This is a genomic window from Streptomyces sp. enrichment culture, assembly GCF_964272895.1.
GTDB lineage: Bacteria > Actinomycetota > Actinomycetes > Streptomycetales > Streptomycetaceae > Streptomyces.
The window spans coordinates 4,192,380-4,215,752 of record NZ_OZ186832.1; the positions used below are offsets into that span (position 1 = coordinate 4,192,380).

Genomic DNA, 23,373 nt, shown 5'->3' on the forward strand with positions numbered 1-23,373 from the left:
TCGCTAGAACCCGCGGGTGCGCTTGGCCGCCTTGCGTCCGCCCCCGGCGCCCGCGGGAACCCGCAGGAACAACCGCGACACCTCGGCCCCCAGATTCACGCCGATCGCGATCGCCATGGCCAGGGCCGCCGCCTTGGTCAGCGACCCGAGCCCCTTGTCCACCTCGTTCTGCGCGATGGACAGCAGCCCGAAGTAGGTCGCGGAACCGGGCAGCAGCGGCCCGATCGCGGCGGTCGTGTACGGCAGCGCCGAGGCGTACCGGTAGCGGGACAGCAGCTGCCCGAACAGGCCCACCACCCCCGCGGCCACGGCGGTGGAGGCCACCGGCGACAGATCACCGGCGTAGTGCATCGCGCCGTACACCGACCAGGCGACCCCGCCGTTCAGCGTGACCGCGACCACGGTGGACCGTTCCTGCTGGAGCAGCACGGCGAAGGTCAGGGACAGCAGCATCGAGGCGACGATCTGCACGACGGGCCGCTCGCTGATGCTGAGAGCGGCGTCGGGGTTGAGCTGGGCGCCGAGCTGGACGCCGAAGTACAGCATCACCAGCACGCCGACGACGATGCCCACGAAGAGGTACATGACCTCCAGCAGACGCGCGGCGGCGGTGATGTAGAAGCCGGTCAGCCCGTCCTGCACGCCCGCCACCAGCGCCCGCCCGGGCAGCAGCGCGAACAGCCCACCGGTGATGACGGCGGATGCCTTCACATCGACGTGGGCCAGCGTCAGAGCGACCCCGATCGCCGCCGGGGGCATCGCGGCGACCGTGAACTGGTAGAACTCCGGCAGCCCGCGCCCCGCGCACAGCCATGCCAGCCGGTCGCCGAGCATCGCGCCCAGCGCGGCCGCGAAGAACACGATCGCGTCACCGCCCACCAGCATCGAGGCCGCGCCCGCCAGCAGCCCGCTCGCCAGGGTCAGCGCCCAGGTCGGATAGGGGTGCCGGTTGCGGCGGATCTCCGCGAGGCGTCCGTATGCCTCCTCCAGCGAGACATGCGTCTCCGGATCGCAGATGTCGTCCACCAGCCGGAAGACGGCCGCGAGCCGCGTGTAGTCGGTGCCGCGGCGCCGCACGGTCCGCGCCGCGGACACCGGGTCGTCCACCAGCGACGGCTGATAGGAGATCGACAGCAGGGTGAAGGTGACGTTGGGCTCGCAGCGGTCCAGGCCGTAGGAGCGGCACACGGCGAACATCGCCGTCTCCACGTCCTCGGCGCTCTCGCCGCCCGCGAGCAGCAGCTCACCGAGCCGCAGCGTCAGGTCGAGCACCCGCGGGACGGCCGGGCCGCCCTCCTCCGTCCGCTGCACCGGCTCGGGCGCGGGACGATCGGCCACCGGCATCCGCAGCATGGTGCGCATCCGGTCCTGCCAGGGCACGCCCTTGGTCAGGCTCACCACCGGTATGCCGGTCGCCGGGGTGAACGCGGGCGGCGCGGCCTTGGCGTTGTAGGTGCGGGGCAGGCTGAACGCCGACCCCTCGGGTTCCGCCTCGCCCGGCGGCTGGACGTCGAGTCCCCGTGGGACGGCGAACTCCGACGTCGTCGACGACTCCGAGTCCGAGACGCCGGCCGGTTCCACGCCGGGCGGCGGTGTGAACGCGCTCCTCGCCTCGTCCGACTGCGGTTTGCGGTCCTCCGCTTCCGTCACTTAAAGCAGCGCTCCCTGTACGACACCGAACCAGGCCCAGTATGCGCACAGACACGCGAACGGGCCGCACGCGCACGCGTACGGCCCGTTCCGCGGGACTCAGGCAGGCTCAGTGGCCGCCCTGCTCCTTGAAGCGCTTGTAGGACCGCTCGATCTCGGCCTCGGCCTCGGTGCGGCCGACCCAGTTGGCGCCCTCGACGGACTTGCCGGGCTCCAGGTCCTTGTAGACCTCGAAGAAGTGCTGGATCTCCAGGCGGTCGAACTCCGACACGTGGTGGATGTCGCGCAGGTGCTCCACGCGCGGGTCGGTCGCCGGGACGCACAGCAGCTTGTCGTCGCCGCCGGCCTCGTCCGTCATCCGGAACATGCCGATCGCGCGGCACTTGATGAGGCAGCCCGGGAAGGTCGGCTCATCCAGGATGACCAGCGCGTCCAGCGGGTCACCGTCCTCGCCGAGGGTGTTCTCGACGAAGCCGTAGTCGGTCGGGTAGGCGGTCGAGGTGAAGAGGCGACGGTCCAGGCGGATCCGACCGGTCTCGTGGTCCACCTCGTACTTGTTCCGCGAACCCTTCGGGATCTCGATCGTGACGTCGAACTCCACCGGTGGCTCCTCCATGATCAGCGCACAGTTCTGGTGATTAAGTGTCCCTCACGCAGGTGTGTGATCGCGAAAGGGGCTGGTGTCGTGCCAGAGCTGAGGCCTTGGCGGGCGGCGAGCCCGCGGGTGGCGCGGATCGCGAACGCCGTACGACCTCGTCTCGCGCGGGCCGCAGCGGCCGCGCGGCCGCGGGTCGCGCGGTGGGCGCGGGCCACGAACCCGCAGGTCACAAGGGTCAAGACCTGGCAGTACACCGCGGGTGCCGCCACCGCCGGACTGGCGCTGGCCGCCGGCGTGGTCGCCGCCGCGGGTCCCTGGGACTCCTCGGGTCAGCGTACGGCCGAGCGGGACTGGGCGGCCGCACGGGAGCGCACAGGTGGCGCAGATCACGGAACCTCCGGCAGGAACCCCGGCGAGCCCCGCCCCGCGCCCAGCGCCGCCTCCGTCCTCGCCGGCCTCGGCGGCTCCGCCCCCGTCGGACGGCAGGCGCCCGGCGCCCCGCCGCTCGCCCAGGTCCTGGACCCGCTGCTCACCGGCCCCGCACTCGGCGAGCGGCACTCCGCCACGGTCGTCGACCTGGCCACCGGCAAGCGGCTGTACGGCTCCGCGGCCGACGAGGCGCTGATCCCCGCCTCCACCACCAAGATCGCCACCGCCGTCGCCGCCCTCGCCGCCCTCGGCCCCGACCACCGCCTCACCACCCGCGCCGCCTTCGAACCCGACACCGAGGAGCTGGTCCTGGTCGGCGGCGGCGACCCCACCCTCACCGCCCGCGAGGACACCGACGGCTGGGCCGGCCTGCGCACCCTGGCCGCCCGCACCGCGAAGGAACTGCGCGACCGCGGCGTACGCCAGGTCACGCTCTCCTACGACACCACGCTCTACGCCGGTCCCGAACTCCACTCGATCGGGGTCAACGACAACCTCGCCCCCGTCACCGCCCTGATGGCCGACGAGGCCCGCACCGACGGCTCCACCAGCGGCCCCGCCCCCCGCAGCGCCGAACCCGCCGCCGACGCCACCCGCGCCTTCGCCGACCTGCTGAAGGACCACGGCATCAGCACCACGGCCCCCGGCCCCTCCAAGGCCACCAGCCGCGCGCAGACCCTCGCCACCGTCACCTCCCCGCCGCTCGCCACCCTCGTCGAGCGCATGCTGACCAACAGCGACAACGACATCGCCGAGGCCCTCGTCCGCCACACCGCGCTCGCCACCGGCGAACGCCCCGACTTCGACGGCGCCGGCCGCGCGGTCCGGGCCCAGCTGAAGAAGCTCGGTCTGCCGGTCCGGGGCGCCGTCTTCCAGGACGGCAGCGGCCTCAGCCGCGACGACCGCCTCACCACCGGCCTGCTCACCGCCCTGCTCGCCAAGGCCGCCGACCCCGCCCACCCCGAACTCCGCCCCGCCCTCACCGGCCTCCCCGTCGCCGGCTTCACCGGCACCCTCACCAGCCGCTACACCGACGGCGCGGCCGGCCTCGTACGAGCCAAGACGGGCACCCTGACCGGCATCAACGCCCTCGCCGGCACGGTGGTCGACCTGGACGGCCGCCTCCTGGCCTTCGCCTTCCTGACCTCGGGCACGGTGGACCCGGCGGCCACCCAGACGGCCCTGGACAAGGCGGCGACGGCGCTGGCGTCCTGCGGCTGCCGGTAGACCACCGCGCCGGGCGGCCGAGGACACCCCGGCCGCGGCCGACCCCGACGCCCTGCCCCCAGCGGACGCGCTCACGTACGGTTGACGCATGACGAGCATCGGTGGTGCCGCATCTGCCGGAATGATCGACTGGAACCTCGCCGTGGCGACCGCGACCCGGCTGGTGCGACCGGGCCCGGAGATCACCCGCGACGAGGCCCGCGCCGTCGTCGCGGAGCTGCGCCGGCACGCCACGGCCTCCGAGGAGCACGTCCGCCGCTTCACCCGCCTCGGCGGCGACGGCCTCGACGACACCCCCGTCCTCGTCGTCGACCGGCCCGGCTGGGTCAAGGCCAACGTCGCCGGCTTCCGTGAGCTGCTCAAACCGCTGCTCGACAAGATGCAGGAGCGCCGTACCGGCCCCGGCAACGCCGTGCTCGGCGCCGTCGGCGGCAAGGTCACCGGCGTGGAGCTCGGCATGCTGCTGTCGTTCCTCGCCTCCCGTGTCCTCGGCCAGTACGAGACGTTCGCCCCCGCCAGCCGCGACCTGCCCGCCGGGGAGAACGGCGGCGGCCGGCTGCTGCTGGTCGCGCCCAACATCGTCCACGTCGAACGCGAACTCGACGTGGACCCGCACGACTTCCGGCTGTGGGTGTGCCTGCACGAGGAGACCCACCGCACCCAGTTCACGGCCGTGCCCTGGCTGCGCGACCACCTGGAGGGCGAGATCCAGGCGTTCCTCGCCCAGACCGACGTCGACCCCGGCACCGTCCTCGAACGCCTGCGCGACGCCGCCCAGTCGCTCGCCGGGGGCCGCCCCGAGGGCGAGGAGGAGGACGGCGGCCGCTCCTTCGTCGAGCTCGTCCAGACCCCCGCCCAGCGCGAGATCCTCGGCCGACTCACCGCCGTGATGTCCCTGCTCGAGGGCCACGCCGACTACGTCATGGACGGCGTGGGCCCCGACGTCGTCGCCACCGTCGCCGAGATCCGCGAGAAGTTCCAGCAGCGCCGCGCCAAGGGCGCCTCCCGGCTCGACCTCGCCCTGCGCCGGCTGCTGGGCCTGGACGCCAAACTCCGTCAGTACCGCGACGGCGAACGCTTCGTACGCGCCGTCGTCGACGAGGTCGGCATGGACGGCTTCAACCGCGTGTGGACCTCCCCGAACACGCTCCCCACCAAGACCGAGATCGCCAAACCGGCGGACTGGATCGCACGGGTGCACGGAAGGACCGAGGAGTGAAAGGCGCGCGAACGGTGTGAACGACGGCCGGTCACGGCAGACGAACGCCCCTCCAATCACCCGTCCGAGGGACCGTGAGCCTTGGACAGGCGTGCAATGCTCGGGGAACCGCCCGTTTCTGTCACCATCTACACACTCTGAGTGACCGAACTCGGGTACTACCCCCGACAACTTCATGAAGGGAACCGGACATGGGTCCCCATCCTGCGGTCGCGGCGATACGCCTGGCGGTCCGCCGCGTCCTCCACGACATCCTCAACGACCAGACCTCCACCCCGCAGAGCCCCGGCCCCGAGCGCCCGCCGATGCCGCTCGTGCTCGTCGCCTGCTCCGGCGGCGCCGACTCCATGGCGCTCGCCTCCGCTCTCGCCTTCGAAGCACCCAAACTCGGCATCCGCGCCGGCGGCGTCACCGTCGACCACCAGCTCCAGGCCGGTTCCGACCTGCGCGCCACGGAAGTGGTCCTGCGCCTGCGTGAACTGGGCCTGGACCCCGTGGAAGCCGCCACCGTCGACGTCGGCCGCGACGGCGGGCCCGAAGCCGCCGCCCGCGACGCCCGCTACGCCGCCCTCGACGCCGCCGCCGACCGCCACGGCGCCGCCGCGGTCCTGCTCGGCCACACCCGCGACGACCAGGCCGAAACCGTCCTGCTCGGCCTCGCCCGCGGCTCCGGCATCCGCTCCCTGTCCGGCATGGCCGCGGTCTCGGGGGCCGGCGGCCGCTACCGGCGCCCCTTCCTGGAGATCGACCGGCAGACCGCCCGCAAAGCCTGCATGATCCAGTCCCTGCCCGTCTGGGACGACCCGCACAACGCCGACCCCGCCTACACCCGCTCCCGGCTGCGCCACGAGGGCCTGCCCGCCCTGGAGAAGGCCCTCGGCAAGGGCGTCGTGGAGGCCCTCGCCCGGACGGCCCAGCTCTCCCGCGACGACGCCGACGCCCTCGACGCCTGGGCCCGCCAGGTGGAGGCATCGGTCCGGGACGCCGCCGGGCTGCTGGAATGCGCCAAGCTCTACGCCCTGCCGCCCGCCGTACGCCGCCGGATCCTGCGCCGCGCGGCCATCGAGGCGGGCGCCCCGGCCGGCTCGCTCTTCGCCCGGCACATCGAGGAAGTCGACCGGCTGATCACCGGCTGGCGCGGCCAGGGGGCCATCAACCTCCCCGGCAAAGTCGTGGCCCAGCGCCAGGGTGGCAGACTGGTGATTCGGCAAGGCTGACTCTCTCCCGACCTGAGAGACGCCCGGTCCCTCCCCGGAGGGGCCGGAGAAGCCGGTGGGACGACCGAAAGTGATGCGGGTGGACGCGAAAGACATGGGTGCCGACCTCAAGCAGGTACTCATCACCAAGGAAGAGATCGACGCGAAGCTGGCCGAGCTGGCCGCGAAGATCGACGCGGAGTACGCGGGCAAGGACCTGCTGATCGTCGGCGTCCTCAAGGGCGCGGTGATGGTCATGGCGGACCTCGCCCGGGCGCTGTCCACCCCCGTCACCATGGACTGGATGGCCGTCTCCTCCTACGGCGCGGGCACCCAGTCCTCCGGCGTCGTGCGGATCCTCAAGGACCTCGACACCGACATCAAGGGCAAGCACGTCCTGATCGTCGAGGACATCATCGACTCCGGCCTGACCCTGTCGTGGCTGCTGTCCAACCTCGGCTCGCGCGAGCCCGAGTCGCTGAAGGTGTGCACCCTGCTGCGCAAGCCGGACGCGGCCAAGGTCGCCATCGACGTCGAGTGGGTCGGCTTCGACATCCCCAACGAGTTCGTCGTCGGCTACGGCCTCGACTACGCCGAGAAGTACCGCAACCTGCCGTTCGTCGGTACGCTCGCGCCTCACGTCTACGGCGGCTGACCCGAAGGGCTCAGCTCCGTACGAAGATCGGGAACCCCGGCGGGCGTCGCGCCGTTGGAGCATGCAGACGGCTTTCGCCCGTCGTCCGTGCGGCTTCGGGCGACAATGCTGGGGTACCGTCAGAAGAACTGTCTTATCAAACTCACTATGGCAGGAGGGACGGGGCGGCACCGCTCCGTGTGGATGGACGTGAAGCGATACTTCCGTGGGCCGGTCATGTGGATCGTGCTGGCCGTCCTTGCCGTGGTCGTGTTGATGCAGGTCGTCGGCTCGTCCGGTGGGTACAAGACGGTGGACACCGGCCAGGTCGTCCAGGCGATCAATCAGAACAAGGTCGAGTCGGCCAAGCTCACCACAGGCGACGAGCAGACCATCAAGGTCGAGCTCAAGGACGGCGAAAAGGTCGAGGGCAGCTCGAAGGTCCAGGCGAGCTACATCGGCGACCAGGGCGTGACCATCGCCAGCATGCTGCAGGACAAGTTCCAGAAGGAGCAGATCCCCGACGGCTACACCGTCTCGCCGTCGAAGCAGAACCCCATCGTGGGCATCCTGCTGTCCCTGCTCCCCTTCGTCCTCATCGTGGTCGTCTTCCTGTTCCTGATGAATCAGATGCAGGGCGGCGGCTCCCGAGTGATGAACTTCGGCAAGTCCAAGGCCAAGCTCATCACCAAGGACACCCCCAAGACGACGTTCGCCGACGTCGCCGGCTCGGACGAGGCCGTCGAGGAGCTCCAGGAGATCAAGGAGTTCCTCCAGGAGCCGGCCAAGTTCCAGGCCGTCGGCGCCAAGATCCCCAAGGGCGTGCTGCTCTACGGCCCGCCCGGCACCGGCAAGACCCTGCTCGCGCGCGCCGTCGCGGGCGAGGCGGGCGTGCCGTTCTACTCGATCTCCGGTTCCGACTTCGTCGAGATGTTCGTCGGTGTCGGTGCCTCCCGAGTGCGTGACCTGTTCGAGCAGGCCAAGGCGAACGCCCCGGCCATCGTCTTCGTCGACGAGATCGACGCGGTCGGCCGCCACCGCGGCGCCGGCCTCGGCGGCGGTCACGACGAGCGCGAGCAGACCCTGAACCAGCTGCTCGTCGAGATGGACGGCTTCGACGTCAAGGGCGGCGTGATCCTGATCGCCGCCACCAACCGCCCCGACATCCTCGACCCGGCCCTCCTGCGCCCCGGCCGCTTCGACCGCCAGATCGCGGTCGACCGCCCGGACATGCAGGGCCGTCTGGAGATCCTCAAGGTCCACCAGAAGGGCAAGCCGGTCGCCCCGGACGTCGACCTGGCGGCGGTCGCCCGCCGCACCCCCGGCTTCACGGGTGCCGATCTGTCGAACGTGCTGAACGAGGCCGCGCTGCTGACGGCCCGCTCGGACAAGAAGCTGATCGACAACCACATGCTGGACGAGGCGATCGACCGGGTGGTCGCGGGCCCGCAGAAGCGGACCCGGATCATGTCGGACAAGGAGAAGAAGATCACCGCGTACCACGAGGGCGGCCACGCCCTGGTCGCGGCGGCCTCGCCGAACTCCGACCCGGTCCACAAGATCACGATCCTCAGCCGCGGCCGCGCGCTGGGCTACACGATGGTCCTGCCGGACGAGGACAAGTACTCCACCACGCGCAACGAGATGCTGGACCAGCTGGCCTACATGCTGGGCGGCCGCGCCGCGGAGGAGCTCGTCTTCCACGACCCGACCACGGGCGCGGCCAACGACATCGAGAAGGCTACCGCCACGGCCCGCGCGATGGTCACCCAGTACGGCATGACCGAGCGTCTCGGCGCCATCAAGTTCGGCGGCGACAACACCGAGCCGTTCCTCGGCCGTGAGATGGCCCACCAGCGCGACTACTCGGAAGAGGTCGCCGCCCTGGTGGACGAGGAAGTCAAGAAGCTCATCGAGAACGCGCACAACGAGGCATGGGAGATCCTCGTCGAGAACCGCGACGTCCTCGACAACCTCGTCCTGGCCCTGCTGGAGAAGGAGACCCTCGGCAAGGAGGAGATCGCCGAGATCTTCGCCCCGGTCGTCAAGCGCCCGCCGCGGCCCGCCTGGACCGGCTCCTCCCGCCGTACGCCGTCCACCCGCCCGCCGGTGCTCTCCCCCAAGGAGCTCGCACTGACCAACGGTGCCAACGGCTCGACTCCGGCGATCAGCACCGCCAAGTCCACGACGACCGACACCGCCCCGGCGGTCGAGCCGGTCACCGAGGACCGCCCCGAGAGCTGACCCTCCGGGCCCGGTGAGCGCACCGGTCCCGGAATGGATGCCGCGCCCCCCAGGTTCTAGCCTGGGGGGCGCGGCATTTCGTGTGACCGCACGTAAGACGCGTGATCCCTACGCGACAGGCACAGGAACGAGGCACCAGATGACCGACCCCGTGACGCTGGACGGCGAAGGCTCCATCGGCGAGTTCGACGAGAAGCGCGCCGAGAACGCCGTGCGCGAGCTGCTGATCGCGGTCGGCGAGGACCCGGACCGCGAGGGCCTGAAGGAGACGCCGGGGCGGGTGGCTCGGGCTTACCGGGAGATATTCGCTGGGCTGTGGCAGAAGCCCGAGGATGTGCTGACGACTACGTTCGACCTGGGGCACGACGAGATGGTGCTCGTGAAGGACATCGAAGTCCGGTCGTGCTGTGAACATCATTTGGTGCCGTTCGCCGGGGTCGCCCATGTCGGGTACATTCCGTCCACCGAGGGCAAGATCACGGGTCTGTCGAAGCTCGCGCGGCTCGTGGATGTCTATGCGCGGCGTCCGCAGGTGCAGGAACGACTCACCACGCAGGTCGCCGATTCCTTGATGGAAATCCTGGAGCCGCGCGGCGTGATCGTCGTCCTTGAGTGTGAGCACATGTGCATGTCGATGCGCGGTGTGCGAAAGCCGGGTGCGAAGACCATCACGTCGGCAGTGCGCGGTCAGCTGCGCGATCCCGCCACTCGTAATGAGGCGATGAGCCTGATCATGGCCCGCTGAGGCCGTCCCGGCGAGGCGCACGCGGCAGGCAGGTCCCACAGGTCGCGCCGCCCCACGGACGGCACGGCCGTCGGGTCGGCGACGTAGGGCCGCCTAGGCCGCCGGGGCCGTGCCTGTGCCGTTGTGGTCGTCGTCCTCGGGGAGTTTGCAGACGCGCTCCAGGAAGAGGGCGGCCGCTATGACGGCGATGCCGGCGAGGACGGAGAAGCCGGCGTAGAGGGCCTGGTCGCGGCGGGCGGGGATGTCGAGGAACTCCAGGAGGAAGGCGCCCGTGCCGCCGTACATGCCGGCGACGAGGGCCGCGACCAGGGCGCTGGACTGGCCGAAGACCACCGCGCGGGCGGCCATCAGCGGGTCGACGCCCTTGGCGCCGGGGCGGCGTTCGCGCTGGGCCTTGAGACGGCTGCGCAGGGACAGCGCCGTGGCCAGGAGGATCGCGGCGATCGCGGCCAGCACGATGGGCGCGGCCAGGGGGACGCTGGGGAGCGTGCCGACCGAGTTCCACAGGCGGGCTCCGGCCCAGGACAGGACGCCGGCGACGACGAACACGCCGGCCAGCATCCTGATGCGCAGCTCTCTCACGGTGTCCCTTCAGCTCCCCCGGCGCGTACGGTCCGGGACCTTGCCGTCCTGACCTTAACGACTACTCGGGCAGCCGGAGTTCCAGGTCCGCGCGCGGCGCGACGCCCTCGCGGGTGACCGAGCCCAGCAGCTCGGCGACGGCACCGTGGCCGGGCAGCTGGGCGGCGGGCTCGACGTCGTGCCACGGGGCGAGGACGAAGGCGCGCTCATGGGCGCGGGGGTGGGGCAGGGTGAGGACCGGATCGTCGGAGACGACATCGGCGTAGGCGACGATGTCGACGTCGAGGGTGCGGGCGCCCCAGCGCTCCTCGCGCACCCGGTGGAACGCCTCCTCGACCGCGTGCGCCCGCTCCAGCAGGGAGGACGGCGGCAGCGTGGTCTTCAGGATCACGACCGCGTTGAAGTACGAGGGCTGGCTGCCGGGCTCCACGCCCCACGGCTCGGTCTCGTAGACCGGAGACACGGCCTTCACGCGCACGCCGGGGGTGTCCTCCAGGGCGTCGATGGCGCCCTGGAGGGTCTCCAGGCGGTTGCCCAGGTTGGAGCCGATGGAGAGGACCGCGCGCCGCGGGTTGTGCAGGGTGGCGTCGGCGGCGTCGACCTTCTCGACGACGGAGGCCGGCACCGGCTGTACGGTCGGGTCGCTGGGACCCTCGGTGAACGATGCGGTCATACTCGGCTCCGGGTGATCGTGATGGTCACGTCGTCGAATGGGACCGTGATCGGCGCGTCCGGTTTGTGGACGCAGACCTCGACCTCCCGCACCCCGTCGTGCTTCAGACATGCCTGGGCGATGCGCTCGGCGAGGGTCTCGATGAGGTTGACGGGCTCACCCTGGACGACGGCCACGACCTCCTCCGCCACGATGCCGTAGTGCACGGTCTTCGCCAGGTCGTCGTCGGCCGCGGCCGGCCGGGTGTCCAGGCCAAGGACGAGGTCCACGATGAAGGTCTGGCCCTCCTCGCGTTCCTTGGGGAACACACCGTGGTGCCCGCGGGCCTTCAGGCCGCGCAGCGCGACACGATCCACGCGAATCACTCCTGCAATCGTCGGTGACGGCCGGTGGCTGCCGCGTGCGGGCGGCAGACCGGCCTCGAACGAATCTACCTGCGGGCACCGACAGCGCCGGGCCACGGGGGCGTGACCGAGCCGGGGGCCAGGGGTGTCCCGCGGGTGTTTCCCCTGGAGAACCCGGCGTCTCACGGGTCGGTGGTCGCCCCTACCCAGAGGGCCGTGATCCCAACCACTTCTTCGCCCCGGTGGCGGCGTGCGTGTCCCCTCAGGGGCGCTTACCCCCTCAGGCGGGCGAGTCCTCGTCCTCGTCCCCCTCGCTCTCCGCGAGGACGGGCGAGGCGTGGTGCGCCCAGAGCTTCCAGCCGTCCGAGGTGCGCATGAAGACGTTCGTGGCGACCACGAGCTGGCCGACCAGCGGGCCCAGCTCGCCGCTGCCCTCGGGGGCGGGGCCGCCGCTGAGGATGTTCTCGGTGCAGGTCACCAGGGCGGTGTCGCCGGTCACGGAGACATGGACGTCGGTGAGGAAGAACTGGATGTACTCGGTGTTCGCCATGATCAGGGCGTACGACCTGAGGACCTCGGCCCGGCCGGTCAGCACCGGCCAGCCGGGGTGCACGCAGGAGACCACGCCGGTGTCGGCGGGGTCGTGGTACTCCTCGTCGACGCCCAGGTCCGAGGGCGTCAGCCAGAGCGAGGAGAGCTCCTCGAAGTCGCCGCGTTCCAGGGCCTCGTAGAAGGCGGTGTTGGCGGCTTCCACCTGTTCGACGTCGGTGTGCGGGGCGCTCACCGGGCTCCTTCCACGGCGCGGGCGACGCGCACGGCGTCCGCTGTGGCGCGCACCTCGTGCACGCGCACCGCCCACGCTCCGGCGTGCGCCGCGAGCGCGGAGACGGCGGCCGTGGCGGCGTCGCGCTCCCGCGCGGGCGGTGGCGCCCCCTCGGGTCCGGCGAGGACGCGGCCGAGGAAACGCTTGCGGGAGGCGGCCACGAGCAGCGGGTGGCCGAGGTCCCGCAGGCGGTCGAGGTGGGCGAGGAGGCTGAGGTCGTGCTCGGCCTCCTTGGAGAAGCCGAGGCCGGGGTCGACGACGACGCGGTCGGGGGAGATGCCCCCGTCCAGGACGGCCTGCACGCGCGCGTGCAGCTCGTCGGCGACCTCGGTGACGACGTCGGCGTAGCGGCCCTTGACGTTGCCGCCCTGGAGGAAGCCGCGCCAGTGCATGACGACGAAGGGGGCGCCCGCGTCGGCGACGGCGGGGATCATGCCGGGGTCGGCGAGGCCGCCGCTGACGTCGTTGACCAGGGCGGCGCCGGCGGCGAGGGACCGGGCGGCGACCGAGGCGCGCATGGTGTCCACGGAGACGACGACGCCTTCGGAGGCCAGTCCGCGGACGACGGGGATGACGCGGCGCAGCTCCTCGTCCTCGTCGACGCGGGTGGCGCCGGGGCGGGTGGACTCGCCGCCGACGTCGACGAGGTCGGCGCCCTGGGCGACGAGGTCGAGGCCGTGCTTGATGGCCGCGGTGGTGTCGAACCAGCGGCCGCCGTCGGAGAAGGAATCGGGCGTCACGTTGACGACTCCCATGACCGCGCAGCGGTCCCATTCCGGAAGGCCCGCGACGCGCCCGCGTCCGCTCTGGTTGCTCATATGTTCAGCGTAGGCCCCGCGGGGGCCGGGAACGGGGTGCGGCCCGGGCACGGGGCCGCGCGGCGGCGGGGTGTGCGGCCTCCCGGCCGGTCGGGGGTCACGCCGCGTGGAGGGACGCGCGGTCGGTGGAGCGCCAGTCGTCGGCGGTGCCGAGGTCACGGGCATGTCGTACCCGGGTTGCGTAACCGGCCCGCTCGATGCGCCCGGCCATCCGGCGCACGACCGGCATCGGGCGGCCGGCGAGGGAGAAATCCGCGGTGTCCACCACCGCCCCGTCGCCTGGTGCAAGGGCGTCCAGGCCGGTCTCGCGGGCCCACACCCGGCCGCCGGTCTCGGAGCAGCCTCTGACGGCCGGTGTCCAGGAGTGGGCGCGGGCCTCGTCCATGAAGCGCTCGATGGCTCCCGGCCATGCCTCCATCTCGCCGATGGGGTCGCCGCTGGCGAGCATGACGCCGCAGACGACGCGATAGGTGACGGCGGCCTTGCCGCTGGGGGAGAAGACGACGGCCTCGTCGCGGCCCAGGGCGAGCCGGCCGAGGGGGGCGCGCTCGCCGTGGCGTTCGAGCAGGGTGCGCAGCCGGGCCTCGTCCTCGGTGCTGCGGTGGGCGGCGGGGTTTCCGGGGCGCAGCGCGAGGCAGAGGGTGGTGGCCGCGGTGAGCAGGCCGAGCGCGCCGAGGGAGAAGGAGACCGTCCAGGCGGTGGTGCCGCGGTAGTCGACGGGCCCGTCGAGGCCGCACAGGCCGTACAGGACGTGGGTGAGCCGGTCGGCCAGGCTGGGGTCGCCGACCGTGTGGCCGGGGTGGGCGCTGACCACGACCAGGCCCAGCAGCAGCGAGAAGGCGCCCATGAGGACGAAGTGGGCGAGTGCGTGCCGGCGGCCGCGGGGGTCGGGCAGGGCGGTGAACTGCTCCCGGTGGCGCAGCAGGAGCCACAGCAGGGCCAGCCCGGCGACCGTGCCGAGCAGGGCACCGCGGTAGGTGAACTGGGCGAGGGCACCGGCCGGCAGCAGCACCGAGGCGGCCCGCAGGGCACCCCGCTCGCCGCGTCCGAGGCCGTGCGCGAACAGCAGCAGGAGCACGCCCGCGGCGAGCGAGACCGCCGCCGCCAAGGGGCCGAGCGCGCCCGGCAGTACCTCGGCGGGAGCGTGCAGCCCGCCGTACCCGAAGCGGGGGAGGACACCGGCGGCGATGTCCAGCAGGCCCACCGACGCGCCCACGCGGGCGGCGAGGACGGGCACCGACTCGGGCCGGGGGCCGCGGGGCAGGCGCCGTGCGCGGCCGGGCGGGGCCGGGTCCTTGCCCGTCATGTCCTGTTCTTCCCTGGCAGGCATCGCTTCCCGTGGCTCCGCGAGTCGAGTGTGGCGGCCGGTGCCGATTCGGGCATCCGGCCACATTGCGCCCTCTAGGACGGTGAGTTCGGGAGGGAGGTTCACTCGGGGCGCGGACGCGCGCGCGGAGTGAATGCCTGATGGCCTGTGAAGGCCCTGTTGAGGCTGTGTTTTTGTGACCCAGGGCACCACGGTTCATCTACGCGCGGTAAGTTTCTGGCCATGCCACGTGGACGTCACCGCCATTCCCCGCCTCTGCACAGGCTGCTGCCGCCGTCGGCGATCGCAGGCGTCTCCGTCGTCTGCGCGTTCGGCCCCTGGGTGTTCACGGAAGCGGCGCTGTTGCGCGTTCTCGCCGCGGCGGCCGCGGGTACGGCGGTCGTCGGCGCGGTCGTGATGCGTCGCTGGGACATGCAGGCCGGCAAGCAGGTCGCCGACCTCACGCGCGCGCGTGCGAGCGACGAGTGGCGGCACGAGGAACGGGTCGCCGAACTGGAGTCCGACCTGGAGGAGTCGCGAGAACTGCGCGGCAAGCTGGAGCAGCGGCTGCGGGCCAAGCGGGCGGAGCTGGCGAAGCTGCGCAACGAGCACGCGGCTCTGCTGCGCCGCTACGCCACGGCGGAGACCGAGCGGGCCAGCGCCCTGGAGGGCCGCCGGCTGCTGGAGATCGGGTCCGGCGCGCCCACGCGCGCCGCGCTGCCGCCCGTACCGGTGCCGCGGCGGGGCGAGACCGAGACGCCGGCCGCCGAGGGTGCCGAGCCGACGCTTCCGGCGGACGCGGACGCCGACCACGCGCGCGGGGACGAGCCGGACGCGCCCGCGGTGTTCTCGCCGGGGGGCGCGGAGCTGTTCGTGCGGGCGAACGCGGCGCTGAGCCGGCTGGCGGGCGGTGCCGGCGGTGCGGCCGGTGCCGCCGGTGCGGGTGACGCGGCTGACGCGGGTGACGCCCAGACCGGCGAGGCCGTCGGCGGCACCGACCGCGCCGGTGACGCCGGTACGGAGGCCGCAGCGGAGGACGAGGCGCGGGGGAAGTCCGCGGCGGCCGCCGGTCATGAGCGCGCGGCCGCCGACCCGCACACCGAGCAGGACATGTCCCGCGCGCAGTCGAAGGCCCCGGCGTCGGCGGCGCCCGGCTCGGCGGCGCCCCACTTCGCCGTCCCCACCGCGGTGGCCGTCGTGCCGCCCGCGCCCGCGCGGCGCCCGGCGATCGAGGGCGGTTTCGACTTCTTCGGTACGAAGAAGCCGGCGCCCGCGGCGCTGGAGGCGGTGCAGAACGAGGATCTCGCCGATGTCGTCGGCCAGGAGGCGCTCGATCTGCACAAGGCCGAGGCGGAGGCCCGGTTCCGGCCGGCCGGTGCGCAGACGCGGGCCGTCGGCCAGGTGATCGACCTGACCGCGCACGACGAGACCGAGCAGATCGACGTCCAGGGCCTGCGCAGCGCGGCCTCCTGACGCTCCCTCACATCACGGGGGCGGCACGCGCACGCGTGCCGCCCTCCGTCATTCCGGGTCCGTCGTCCACCGGTCAATCGCCGGTCAACACCCGGCCATCCACCGGTCCGGCACCGCGTCCCGGCGCCCCGTCCGGGAGCGGTCCGCCTGTCCGCGCAGCAGCCTCGCCGCCTCCTCGGCGTCCCGCAGACGGGCCGTGACGGTCCTGTCGGCTCCGGTGTCCACCCGGACGTGGGCGAGGCGCCACAGGCGCTGCCAGGGCCCTTGGGTGAGCCGTACGCTCTGCACCTTGGCGTGCGGGACCAGCGAGAGGCTGCGGCGCAGCAGGCCGTGCCGGGCGGCGAACACCGCGTCGGTGACGGCGAGTCCGTAGCCGCGCCACCACAGCGGCACGCATCCGCCCGCGCGCCGCGGCGGACGCGACAGCGACGGATGCGACGGCACGCTCACACCGGGCAGGACGCGCGCGACCAGCGACTCGGCGACCGCACGCGGAGCGACCGGCACCAGCACGGAGTTCGAGGACCCGGCCACGTCCAGTTCGACCCGCACCCAGCCGAGCGCCCGCCACAGCAGCGGCTCCACGATCCGCACGGTCTGCACCCGGCCCGGCGGCACCGTCTCGTGGGTGCGGTCCAGCAGGCCGCGGTCGATGCGCAGCCCGTCCGAGGACTCGGCGACCGTCCAGTCGTAGTGGGCGACGAAGCGTCCCACGCTGCGCGCGCCCGCGGCGCTCAGCATCGGCAGCGCGGTGCCGAGAACCGTCCACAGGCTGTGGGTCCACGCCCACAGCACCGGCAGTACGGCGAGCGCGGCGAGCAGCGTGCCCCAGGTCGCGCCGGTCAGCAGGAGCGCGCCGGCGAGGGTGCCGGGGGGCACGCGCAGCAGCCTGCGCGCCGGTGCCTCACCGATCTCGCGCGCCGTCTCGGGCGCGAAACCGGCGGCGCGCGCGAGCAGCTCCGCGCGCAGCGCACGCGCCTCGCGCTCCCCCAGGAACGCGAGCTGGTCCTTCTTGTCGGCGCCGACGACGTCCAGCCGCAGCTTCGCCACGCCCGCGAGCCGGGCGAGCAGCGGGCGGGTGACGTCGATCGCCTGGATCCGCTCCAGCCGGATGTGCGCGGCGCGGCGGAACACCAGGCCGGTCCGGATGCGCAGTTCCGTGTCCGTGATCGCGAAACGGGTGTACCACCAGGTCAGAAAGCCGTAGAGGGCGGCGGCCGGCACGATCACGGCCACGCCGATCAGCAGGGTGGTGGCCGTCAGCCGCTCCAGCTGGCGCTGTGTCTGGCCCGGGTCGTGCGTGGCCCACCCGAGGATCACGGCGATCGGCGCCCAGGCTCGGCGCAGCGAGGTCACGGGATGCAGCCGCCGCTCGACGACGGCGTCCTCGGGGAGCACGACCTGCTCGGCGCCACACGCCTTCGGGACCGCGTCCTGCCCGGCGCCCGGTGGCTCGGGGACCGCGTCCTGCCCGGCACCCGGTGCCTCGGGGACCGCGTCCCGCCCGGCGCCCGGTGTCACGGCGGGTGCGTCCGGTGCGGAGCCGGATGGCTCGGGCGTGTTCGCCGGGCGTATGCACCCGTCGGTGCCCGGCGTGGTCACAGCCCCGCCGATCGGGCCTCGCCGAGCGCGGTGAGCCGATCCCGCAGCCGTTCCGCCTCGGCCGGGTCGAGGCCGGGGATGGTGGCGTCGGTCGCGGCGGCGGCGGTGTGCAGCTGGACACTGGCCAGTCCGAAGCGTCTCTCGACCGGTCCTGAGGTGACCTCGACCAGTTGCATACGGCCGTACGGCACGACGGTGACCCTGCGCCACAGCACGCCCCGGCTGATCAGGAGCTCGTCGGCGCGCTCGGCGTAGCGCCAGGACCGCCAGTTGTGCTCCAGCAGCACCCAGCCCACGGCCAGTACCGCCACCGGCACCAGGGCGAGGGCCGCCCAGGCGGGCCCGACCAGCAGGCCGAGCGGCAGCGCCGTGCCGATCGCCGGCGCGCCCGCCCCCAGCGCCAGCAGCATCCGCCGCAACCGCAGCAGCCCCCGCGGCAGCCCGGTCCACCCCGGACCGTCACGGTCCACCGCCGGGGCCCGGTCGGCGCGGTCCACCCGCTCGGGCGGCACGGCTAAGTCGATCGGTTCGGTCCTGTCGGCTCCCACCGTTTCCGCGGCCCGCGGGCTCCCCGTCTCCATACGGCCAGCCTACGTAGGAGAGACTGTGTCCATGACTCCTCAGACGGAGACCATGGTCGGAATCGGCGGCGCCGCGGAGAGCACCGACATGGTGCTCAACATCGGCCCCCAGCACCCGTCGACGCACGGCGTGCTGCGCCTCAGGCTCGTCCTGGACGGCGAGCGCATCACACGCGCGGAGCCGGTGATCGGCTATATGCACCGGGGCGCGGAGAAACTGTTCGAGGCGCGCGACTACCGCCAGATCATCATGCTGGCCAACCGTCACGACTGGCTGTCGGCGTTCTCCAACGAGCTCGGCGTGGTCCTCGGGGTGGAGCGCATGCTCGGCATGGAGGTGCCCGAGCGCGCGGTGTGGACGCGCACGCTGCTCGCCGAGCTGAACCGCGTGCTGAACCACCTGATGTTCCTCGGCTCGTACCCGCTGGAGCTCGGTGGCATCACGCCGGTCTTCTACGCGTTCCGGGAGCGCGAGGTGCTCCAGAACGTCATGGAGGAGGTCTCCGGCGGGCGGATGCACTACATGTTCAACCGCGTCGGCGGCCTGAAGGAGGACCTGCCGGCCGGATGGGCCACGCGCGCGCGGGGCGCCGTCGCCGCGGTGCGCTCGCGCATGGACGTCTTCGACGACCTGGTCCTCGGCAACGAGATCTTCCGGGGGCGCACCCGGGGCGTGGGGGAGCTCACCCCGCAGGCCGTGCACGCCTACGGTGTGAGCGGGCCGATCGCGCGCGCCTCCGGTGTCGACTTCGACCTGCGCCGCGACGAGCCGTATCTGGCGTACGGCGAGCTCCAGGACACCCTGAAGGTGGTCACCCGGCAGGAGGGCGACTGCCTCGCCCGCTTCGAGTGCCTGCTGGAGCAGACCCACAACGCCCTGGACCTGGCCGACGCCTGTCTGGACCGGCTCGCCGAGCTGCCGCCCGGCCCGATCAACCAGCGGCTGCCGAAGGTGCTGAAGGCGCCCGAGGGGCACACGTACGCGTGGACCGAGAACCCCCTCGGCATCAACGGCTACTACCTGGTCAGCAAGGGTGAGAAGACGCCGTACCGGCTGAAGCTGCGCTCGGCGTCCTACAACAACATCCAGGCGCTGACCGAGCTGCTGCCCGGCACGCTGGTGGCGGACATGGTGGCGATCCTGGGGTCGATGTTCTTCGTGGTCGGGGACATCGACAAGTAGGGCGTACGCGGGTCAGTCCGCCGCCCCCGCGAACGGGTCCGCGATGCCCACCGGCTGGATCAGCCAGCCGAAGTCGCCGAGGCCGCCGACCGCGGTGAGCTCGGCGGCCTCCCCGGCGCTCGCGAGGGCGCGTACGTACGTAGCGGGGTCGGTGGACGCCAGCGCGAGCGGGGGGCGTGCGCCGGTGAGGTCGAGGGCGCGCAGGGCGTCGCGCTGGGAGATCACGCGCCCCCCGGGGAGCGTGCACGCGTCCAGGGCGACGTGCGCCGTCACATCGCACGACCCGTCCGGCACGGGCGCCGTCTCGCGCCCCTCCCGGAAGCCGGTGAGCGTCCCGAACGGGGGGCGCGCGTCGGCGGTGTGCGCATAGTCGACCGCCACCGCGAGCCCCCGCCGCACGCCCGCGACCGCTCCCGCCCACGCCGTGTCGCGCGGCAGCCCGATCTCGGCCCGCAGCCCCTCCTCGCCCGGCAGGGGCCACCACCGCGCCAGCCACTCCGCCTCGGCGCCCGTGACCGGCGCCCCGAGCCGTTCCGTCCCGTCCTCCCGTACGAGGACCAGCCGGGGCACGCCGTCGGGGCCGACCTCGGCCACCTCAAGGGGCACGTTGTCCAGCCACTCGTTGGCGAAGAGCAGCCCGGTGACGTCCCGCGGGGGCTCGGCGAGCCACGCGATCCGCGCATCCAGCCCCTCGGGGCGCCCGGCGATCTCGACGGCGCACACGCGGGCGCGCGCGCTCACCTCGGCGGGCAGCGCGGCCAGCACCCCGGCGGCCAGCTCGCCGCGGCCCGCGGCCATGTCCACGAAGTCCAGCCGCTCCGGACGCCCCAGCGCCTCGTCGACCCGGCACAGCAGCCGGGCCACGGCCCGCGCGAACAGCGGCGAGGCGTGCACCGACGTACGGAAGTGCCCGGCCGGCCCCTCCGGCCTGCGGTAGAAGCCGCCGGGCCCGTACAGGGCGGCCTGCGCCGCGTCCCGCCAGCCACGCCACCCACCGCCGGCCGCAGCCGTCTCCGCCTCGGTCATCCCACCGTCACCTCGTCCTTCACGCCGCCAGGCTAGGCGCACAGGGGAAGGGGGCCTCCACCTTGCGGAGTACGCGCGTCGGGCGCGGATCGGCCCTCCGGTTGACCCGGGCACTCATCGCGTTTCCCTACGCTGGGTTACGTGCAGCGCCTCTATGACTTCCTCCGCAGGCACCCGACCGGGGTCGACTCCTTCTGGGCGATCGTCCTGTTCGGGCTCTCCGTGGTGGGCGGAACGGTCGAGCAGGAGGCCAACGGGACCGATCTGCCGTGGGTGGTCGTCCCGGTCACGCTGCTGCTGTGCGTGGTGGTCGCGCTGCGCCGCCGCATCCCGGAGACCATGCTGGTCCTGGCCGCCGCGGTCGGGGTCGCACAGCTGGTGCTGGACGTGCCGACCACGGTGGCCAACTTCGCCATGCTGGTGATCGTCTACACCGTCGCCACCACCGAGGCGGCCTGGGCCCGCCGGCTCGCCCTGGTCGGCGGGCTGCTCGCGGCGCCCCTGGCGCAGATCCGCTGGCACGACCCGGACACCAGCGCGCTGGGCCATGTGGCCATCGCCGGGTTCCAGACCGTGCCGTTCGCCCTGGCCTGGGTGCTCGGCGACTCCCTGCGCACCCGTCGCGCCTACTTCGCGCAGCTGGAGGAGCGCGCGGCCCGCCTGGAGAAGGAGCGCGAGGCGCAGGCGAAGGTCGCCGTCGCCGCCGAGCGCGCCCGCATCGCCCGCGAGCTGCACGACGTCGTCGCGCACAACGTCTCCGTGATGGTGGTGCAGGCCGACGGTGCCGCCTACGTCCTCGACGCCGCCCCCGACCAGGCGAAGAAGGCCCTGGAGACCATCTCCTCCACCGGTCGACAGGCGCTCGCCGAGATGCGCCGCCTGCTCGGCGTGCTGCGCACCGGGGAGCACCAGGAGGCCGGCGAGTACGTCCCGCAGCCCGACGTGCAGCAGATCGAGGACCTCGTCGAGCAGTGCCGCGACTCCGGACTGCCCATCGACTTCAAGGTCGAGGGCACCCCCCGCCCGCTGCCCAGCGGCGTCGAGCTCACCGCGTACCGGATCGTCCAGGAAGCGCTCACCAACACGCGCAAGCACGGCGGCCCGAACGCCGGGGCGAGCGTGCGGCTGGTCTACTTCGACGACGGCCTCGGCCTGCTCGTCGAGGACGACGGCAAGGGGGCCCCGCACGAGCTGTACGAGGAGGGCGGCGCCGACGGACAGGGCCACGGCCTGATCGGGATGCGCGAGCGCGTCGGCATGGTCGGCGGCACGCTGGACGCCGGGCCCCGACCCGGCGGAGGATTCCGGATCAGCGCCCTGCTGCCGCTGAAACCGGCGCACTGACACCGCGTACGCCCCCGTTGACACCTGTAGGACGCCGTACGGCACACACTCCCCACAGCCCCTGGGGACTCAGACTCCCTGAGATCCCTGCCAGACCCGCTGACCCCAGCGAGACGGACGACGGAAGAGGACCCGATGACGATCCGCGTGATGCTCGTGGACGACCAGGTGCTGCTGCGCACCGGATTCCGGATGGTGCTCGCCGCGCAGCCGGACATGGAGGTCGTCGCCGAGGCGGGTGACGGCGTCGAGGCCCTTCAGGTGCTGCGCTCGACCGCCGTCGACGTGGTGCTGATGGACGTCCGCATGCCGAAGCTGGACGGCGTCGAGACCACCCGCCGCATCTGCTCGGACCCCAACCCGCCGAAGGTGCTGATCCTGACCACCTTCGACCTCGACGAGTACGCCTTCTCCGGGCTGAAGGCGGGCGCCTCCGGCTTCATGCTCAAGGACGTGCCGCCCGGCGAGCTGCTCGGCGCCATCCGCTCGGTGCACAGCGGCGACGCGGTCGTGGCGCCCTCCACCACCCGACGTCTGCTGGACCGCTTCGCCCCGATGCTGCCCGCCACCGGCGGCCAGCCCCAGCACAAGGAGCTGGAACGGCTCACCGACCGCGAGCGCGAGGTCATGATCCTGGTCGCGCAGGGGCTGTCCAACGGGGAGATCGCGGCCCGGCTCGTGCTGTCCGAGGCGACCGTGAAGACGCACGTCGGCCGCATCCTGACCAAGCTGGGCCTGCGGGACCGGGTGCAGGTGGTGGTGCTGGCCTACGAGACGGGCCTGGTGCGGGCCGGCGGTCACGGCTGAGGAGACGGCGGGCAGGGGGGAGGGACCGGCGGGCAGGGCGCCGGACCGGCGGGCACGGCGGAGAAAGCCGTCGGCACGGTGAGCAGAGGGAACGGCGGAGAAAGCGGCCGGCACGGGCGCGGCGGGGAACCGGCGGGCACGGCGAGAAGCGGCGGACATGCCGAGAAAGGCGTCGCGTCCGGCTGACGGGCGCCCGGTGCGCCGGTACCTTCTGCGCATGCTCCTGTGGATCAACGGCCCCTTCGGGGGCGGCAAGACACAGACCGCACACGAGATACAGCGCCGCCTGCCGGGCAGCGTCATCTGCGACCCCGAGCACGCCGGGTTCGGCCTGCGCCGCATGCTGCCGCCCGAACTGCGGGGAGACTTCCAGGAGCTCGCGTCCTGGCGGGCCGGCGTCGTCGAGGTGCTCGATCTCGCCCTGACCAAGCAGCAGGGCGTGGTCATCGCGCCGATGACGGTCACCGACCCCGTCTGCTTCGCCGAGACGGTCGGCCGGCTGCGCGCACTCGGCCACGACGTCCACCACTTCACGCTCCTCGCCGAACGCGAGACCGTGCTGAGGCGGCTGCGCGAGCGGGGCTTCGGGCACCTCCTCCGGTTCGTCGCCGGGAAGAACACCGCTGCCCGGAGGGAGAGTTGGGCCGTGTCCCAGCTCGACCGGTGCCTGGAGCGGCTGCGGGAGCCGGAGTTCGCCGAACATCTGTGGACCGACCGCACCACCGTCGCCAGGACCGCCGACCGCATCGCCGTACTGGCCGGACTGACCCTGCGGCCCAACACCGAAGGGGCCCTGCGGACCCGGCTGCGGCAGGCGCGGGTGGGGTTCCGGCACATCCGGTTCGACTGAGCCCACGGCCGCCCGAGCT

21 protein-coding genes and 1 pseudogene are annotated in these 23,373 nt (G+C 72.8%); 11 read left to right on the forward strand and 11 right to left on the reverse strand.

Annotated elements, in window-relative coordinates; translation table 11 throughout:
* Nucleotides 1-3: 3 nt before the first annotated feature.
* Both ACSU6M_RS18950 and ACSU6M_RS18955 read right to left on the reverse strand, forming a co-directional pair.
* The gene (locus ACSU6M_RS18950) at nucleotides 4-1,650 is read right to left on the reverse strand and encodes a threonine/serine ThrE exporter family protein (protein WP_437070935.1); all 1,647 of its coding nucleotides are present in this window, start codon (nucleotides 1,648-1,650) and stop codon (nucleotides 4-6) included.
* Nucleotides 1,651-1,759: 109 nt separating this feature from the next.
* Complete coding sequence (locus tag ACSU6M_RS18955) at nucleotides 1,760-2,251, reverse strand: inorganic diphosphatase (RefSeq protein WP_351244146.1); 492 nt, start codon at nucleotides 2,249-2,251, stop codon at nucleotides 1,760-1,762.
* A gap of 84 nt (nucleotides 2,252-2,335) precedes the next feature.
* Between ACSU6M_RS18955 and dacB the strand changes: the two genes are divergently transcribed.
* From dacB to folE, 6 genes are all read left to right on the forward strand, one after another.
* Complete coding sequence (dacB, locus tag ACSU6M_RS18960) at nucleotides 2,336-3,904, forward strand: D-alanyl-D-alanine carboxypeptidase/D-alanyl-D-alanine endopeptidase (RefSeq protein ID WP_437070936.1); 1,569 nt, start codon at nucleotides 2,336-2,338, stop codon at nucleotides 3,902-3,904.
* Between the two features lie 88 nt (nucleotides 3,905-3,992).
* On the forward strand, nucleotides 3,993-5,123 hold the full coding sequence (locus ACSU6M_RS18965; RefSeq protein WP_437070937.1) for a zinc-dependent metalloprotease: 1,131 nt from the start codon (nucleotides 3,993-3,995) through the stop codon (nucleotides 5,121-5,123).
* 191 nt (nucleotides 5,124-5,314) lie between these two features.
* Nucleotides 5,315-6,340 carry a tRNA lysidine(34) synthetase TilS gene (gene tilS, locus ACSU6M_RS18970; protein WP_437070938.1) on the forward strand — a complete coding sequence of 342 codons (1,026 nt, stop codon included), beginning with the start codon at nucleotides 5,315-5,317 and terminating at the stop codon, nucleotides 6,338-6,340.
* Nucleotides 6,341-6,413: 73 nt separating this feature from the next.
* Entirely contained in the window at nucleotides 6,414-6,974 is a 561-nt protein-coding gene (gene hpt / locus ACSU6M_RS18975) for a hypoxanthine phosphoribosyltransferase (RefSeq protein ID WP_067028163.1), read from the forward strand.
* 183 nt (nucleotides 6,975-7,157) lie between these two features.
* The gene (gene ftsH / locus ACSU6M_RS18980; RefSeq protein WP_437075218.1) at nucleotides 7,158-9,197 is read left to right on the forward strand and encodes an ATP-dependent zinc metalloprotease FtsH; all 2,040 of its coding nucleotides are present in this window, start codon (nucleotides 7,158-7,160) and stop codon (nucleotides 9,195-9,197) included.
* A gap of 139 nt (nucleotides 9,198-9,336) precedes the next feature.
* Entirely contained in the window at nucleotides 9,337-9,942 is a 606-nt protein-coding gene (gene folE, locus ACSU6M_RS18985; protein ID WP_437070939.1) for a GTP cyclohydrolase I FolE, read from the forward strand.
* A 93-nt stretch (nucleotides 9,943-10,035) separates the two neighbouring features.
* Here folE and ACSU6M_RS18990 read toward each other — a convergent pair whose 3' ends face one another.
* The 6 genes and pseudogenes from ACSU6M_RS18990 to ACSU6M_RS19015 form a co-directional block, all read right to left on the reverse strand.
* Entirely contained in the window at nucleotides 10,036-10,524 is a 489-nt protein-coding gene (locus tag ACSU6M_RS18990) for a DUF3180 domain-containing protein (RefSeq protein WP_437070940.1), read from the reverse strand.
* Between the two features lie 61 nt (nucleotides 10,525-10,585).
* Nucleotides 10,586-11,197 carry a 2-amino-4-hydroxy-6-hydroxymethyldihydropteridine diphosphokinase gene (gene folK, locus ACSU6M_RS18995; protein ID WP_437070941.1) on the reverse strand — a complete coding sequence of 204 codons (612 nt, stop codon included), beginning with the start codon at nucleotides 11,195-11,197 and terminating at the stop codon, nucleotides 10,586-10,588.
* A complete protein-coding gene (gene folB, locus ACSU6M_RS19000) occupies nucleotides 11,194-11,553 on the reverse strand; it encodes a dihydroneopterin aldolase (RefSeq protein ID WP_437070942.1) in 360 nt (119 codons plus the stop codon). Before folB ends, folK begins: the two co-directional genes overlap by 4 nt.
* A gap of 268 nt (nucleotides 11,554-11,821) precedes the next feature.
* On the reverse strand, nucleotides 11,822-12,325 hold the full coding sequence (locus ACSU6M_RS19005; protein WP_437070943.1) for a nuclear transport factor 2 family protein: 504 nt from the start codon (nucleotides 12,323-12,325) through the stop codon (nucleotides 11,822-11,824).
* Nucleotides 12,322-13,182: a dihydropteroate synthase gene (folP, locus tag ACSU6M_RS19010; RefSeq protein ID WP_437070944.1), complete on the reverse strand. Its 861-nt coding sequence runs from the start codon at nucleotides 13,180-13,182 to the stop codon at nucleotides 12,322-12,324. Before folP ends, ACSU6M_RS19005 begins: the two co-directional genes overlap by 4 nt.
* Before the next feature lie 121 nt (nucleotides 13,183-13,303).
* Nucleotides 13,304-14,488 (reverse strand): annotated as a pseudogene (locus ACSU6M_RS19015) (phosphatidylglycerol lysyltransferase domain-containing protein); the annotation flags it as partial.
* Between the two features lie 243 nt (nucleotides 14,489-14,731).
* Here ACSU6M_RS19015 and ACSU6M_RS19020 point away from each other — a divergent pair.
* Complete coding sequence (locus ACSU6M_RS19020; RefSeq protein ID WP_437070945.1) at nucleotides 14,732-15,961, forward strand: hypothetical protein; 1,230 nt, start codon at nucleotides 14,732-14,734, stop codon at nucleotides 15,959-15,961.
* Nucleotides 15,962-16,045: 84 nt separating this feature from the next.
* Here ACSU6M_RS19020 and ACSU6M_RS19025 read toward each other — a convergent pair whose 3' ends face one another.
* Nucleotides 16,046-17,359 (reverse strand): PH domain-containing protein, encoded by a 1,314-nt coding sequence (locus ACSU6M_RS19025; RefSeq protein WP_437075220.1) that lies wholly within the window; start codon nucleotides 17,357-17,359, stop codon nucleotides 16,046-16,048.
* A gap of 200 nt (nucleotides 17,360-17,559) precedes the next feature.
* The gene (locus tag ACSU6M_RS19030; RefSeq protein WP_437070946.1) at nucleotides 17,560-18,144 is read right to left on the reverse strand and encodes a PH domain-containing protein; all 585 of its coding nucleotides are present in this window, start codon (nucleotides 18,142-18,144) and stop codon (nucleotides 17,560-17,562) included.
* Nucleotides 18,145-18,175: 31 nt separating this feature from the next.
* Between ACSU6M_RS19030 and ACSU6M_RS19035 the strand changes: the two genes are divergently transcribed.
* Complete coding sequence (locus tag ACSU6M_RS19035) at nucleotides 18,176-19,327, forward strand: NADH-quinone oxidoreductase subunit D (RefSeq protein ID WP_437070947.1); 1,152 nt, start codon at nucleotides 18,176-18,178, stop codon at nucleotides 19,325-19,327.
* Nucleotides 19,328-19,339: 12 nt separating this feature from the next.
* Here ACSU6M_RS19035 and ACSU6M_RS19040 read toward each other — a convergent pair whose 3' ends face one another.
* Nucleotides 19,340-20,353 carry an SAM-dependent methyltransferase gene (locus tag ACSU6M_RS19040; protein ID WP_437070948.1) on the reverse strand — a complete coding sequence of 338 codons (1,014 nt, stop codon included), beginning with the start codon at nucleotides 20,351-20,353 and terminating at the stop codon, nucleotides 19,340-19,342.
* Nucleotides 20,354-20,494: 141 nt separating this feature from the next.
* Between ACSU6M_RS19040 and ACSU6M_RS19045 the strand changes: the two genes are divergently transcribed.
* The 3 genes from ACSU6M_RS19045 to ACSU6M_RS19055 all read left to right on the forward strand — a co-directional run bounded on the left by ACSU6M_RS19045 (nucleotide 20,495) and on the right by ACSU6M_RS19055 (nucleotide 23,354).
* Nucleotides 20,495-21,697: a sensor histidine kinase gene (locus ACSU6M_RS19045; protein ID WP_437070949.1), complete on the forward strand. Its 1,203-nt coding sequence runs from the start codon at nucleotides 20,495-20,497 to the stop codon at nucleotides 21,695-21,697.
* A gap of 135 nt (nucleotides 21,698-21,832) precedes the next feature.
* On the forward strand, nucleotides 21,833-22,504 hold the full coding sequence (locus ACSU6M_RS19050; RefSeq protein ID WP_437070950.1) for a response regulator: 672 nt from the start codon (nucleotides 21,833-21,835) through the stop codon (nucleotides 22,502-22,504).
* Between the two features lie 217 nt (nucleotides 22,505-22,721).
* Complete coding sequence (locus ACSU6M_RS19055) at nucleotides 22,722-23,354, forward strand: AAA family ATPase (RefSeq protein WP_437070951.1); 633 nt, start codon at nucleotides 22,722-22,724, stop codon at nucleotides 23,352-23,354.
* The last annotated feature ends 19 nt before the right edge of the window (nucleotides 23,355-23,373 follow it).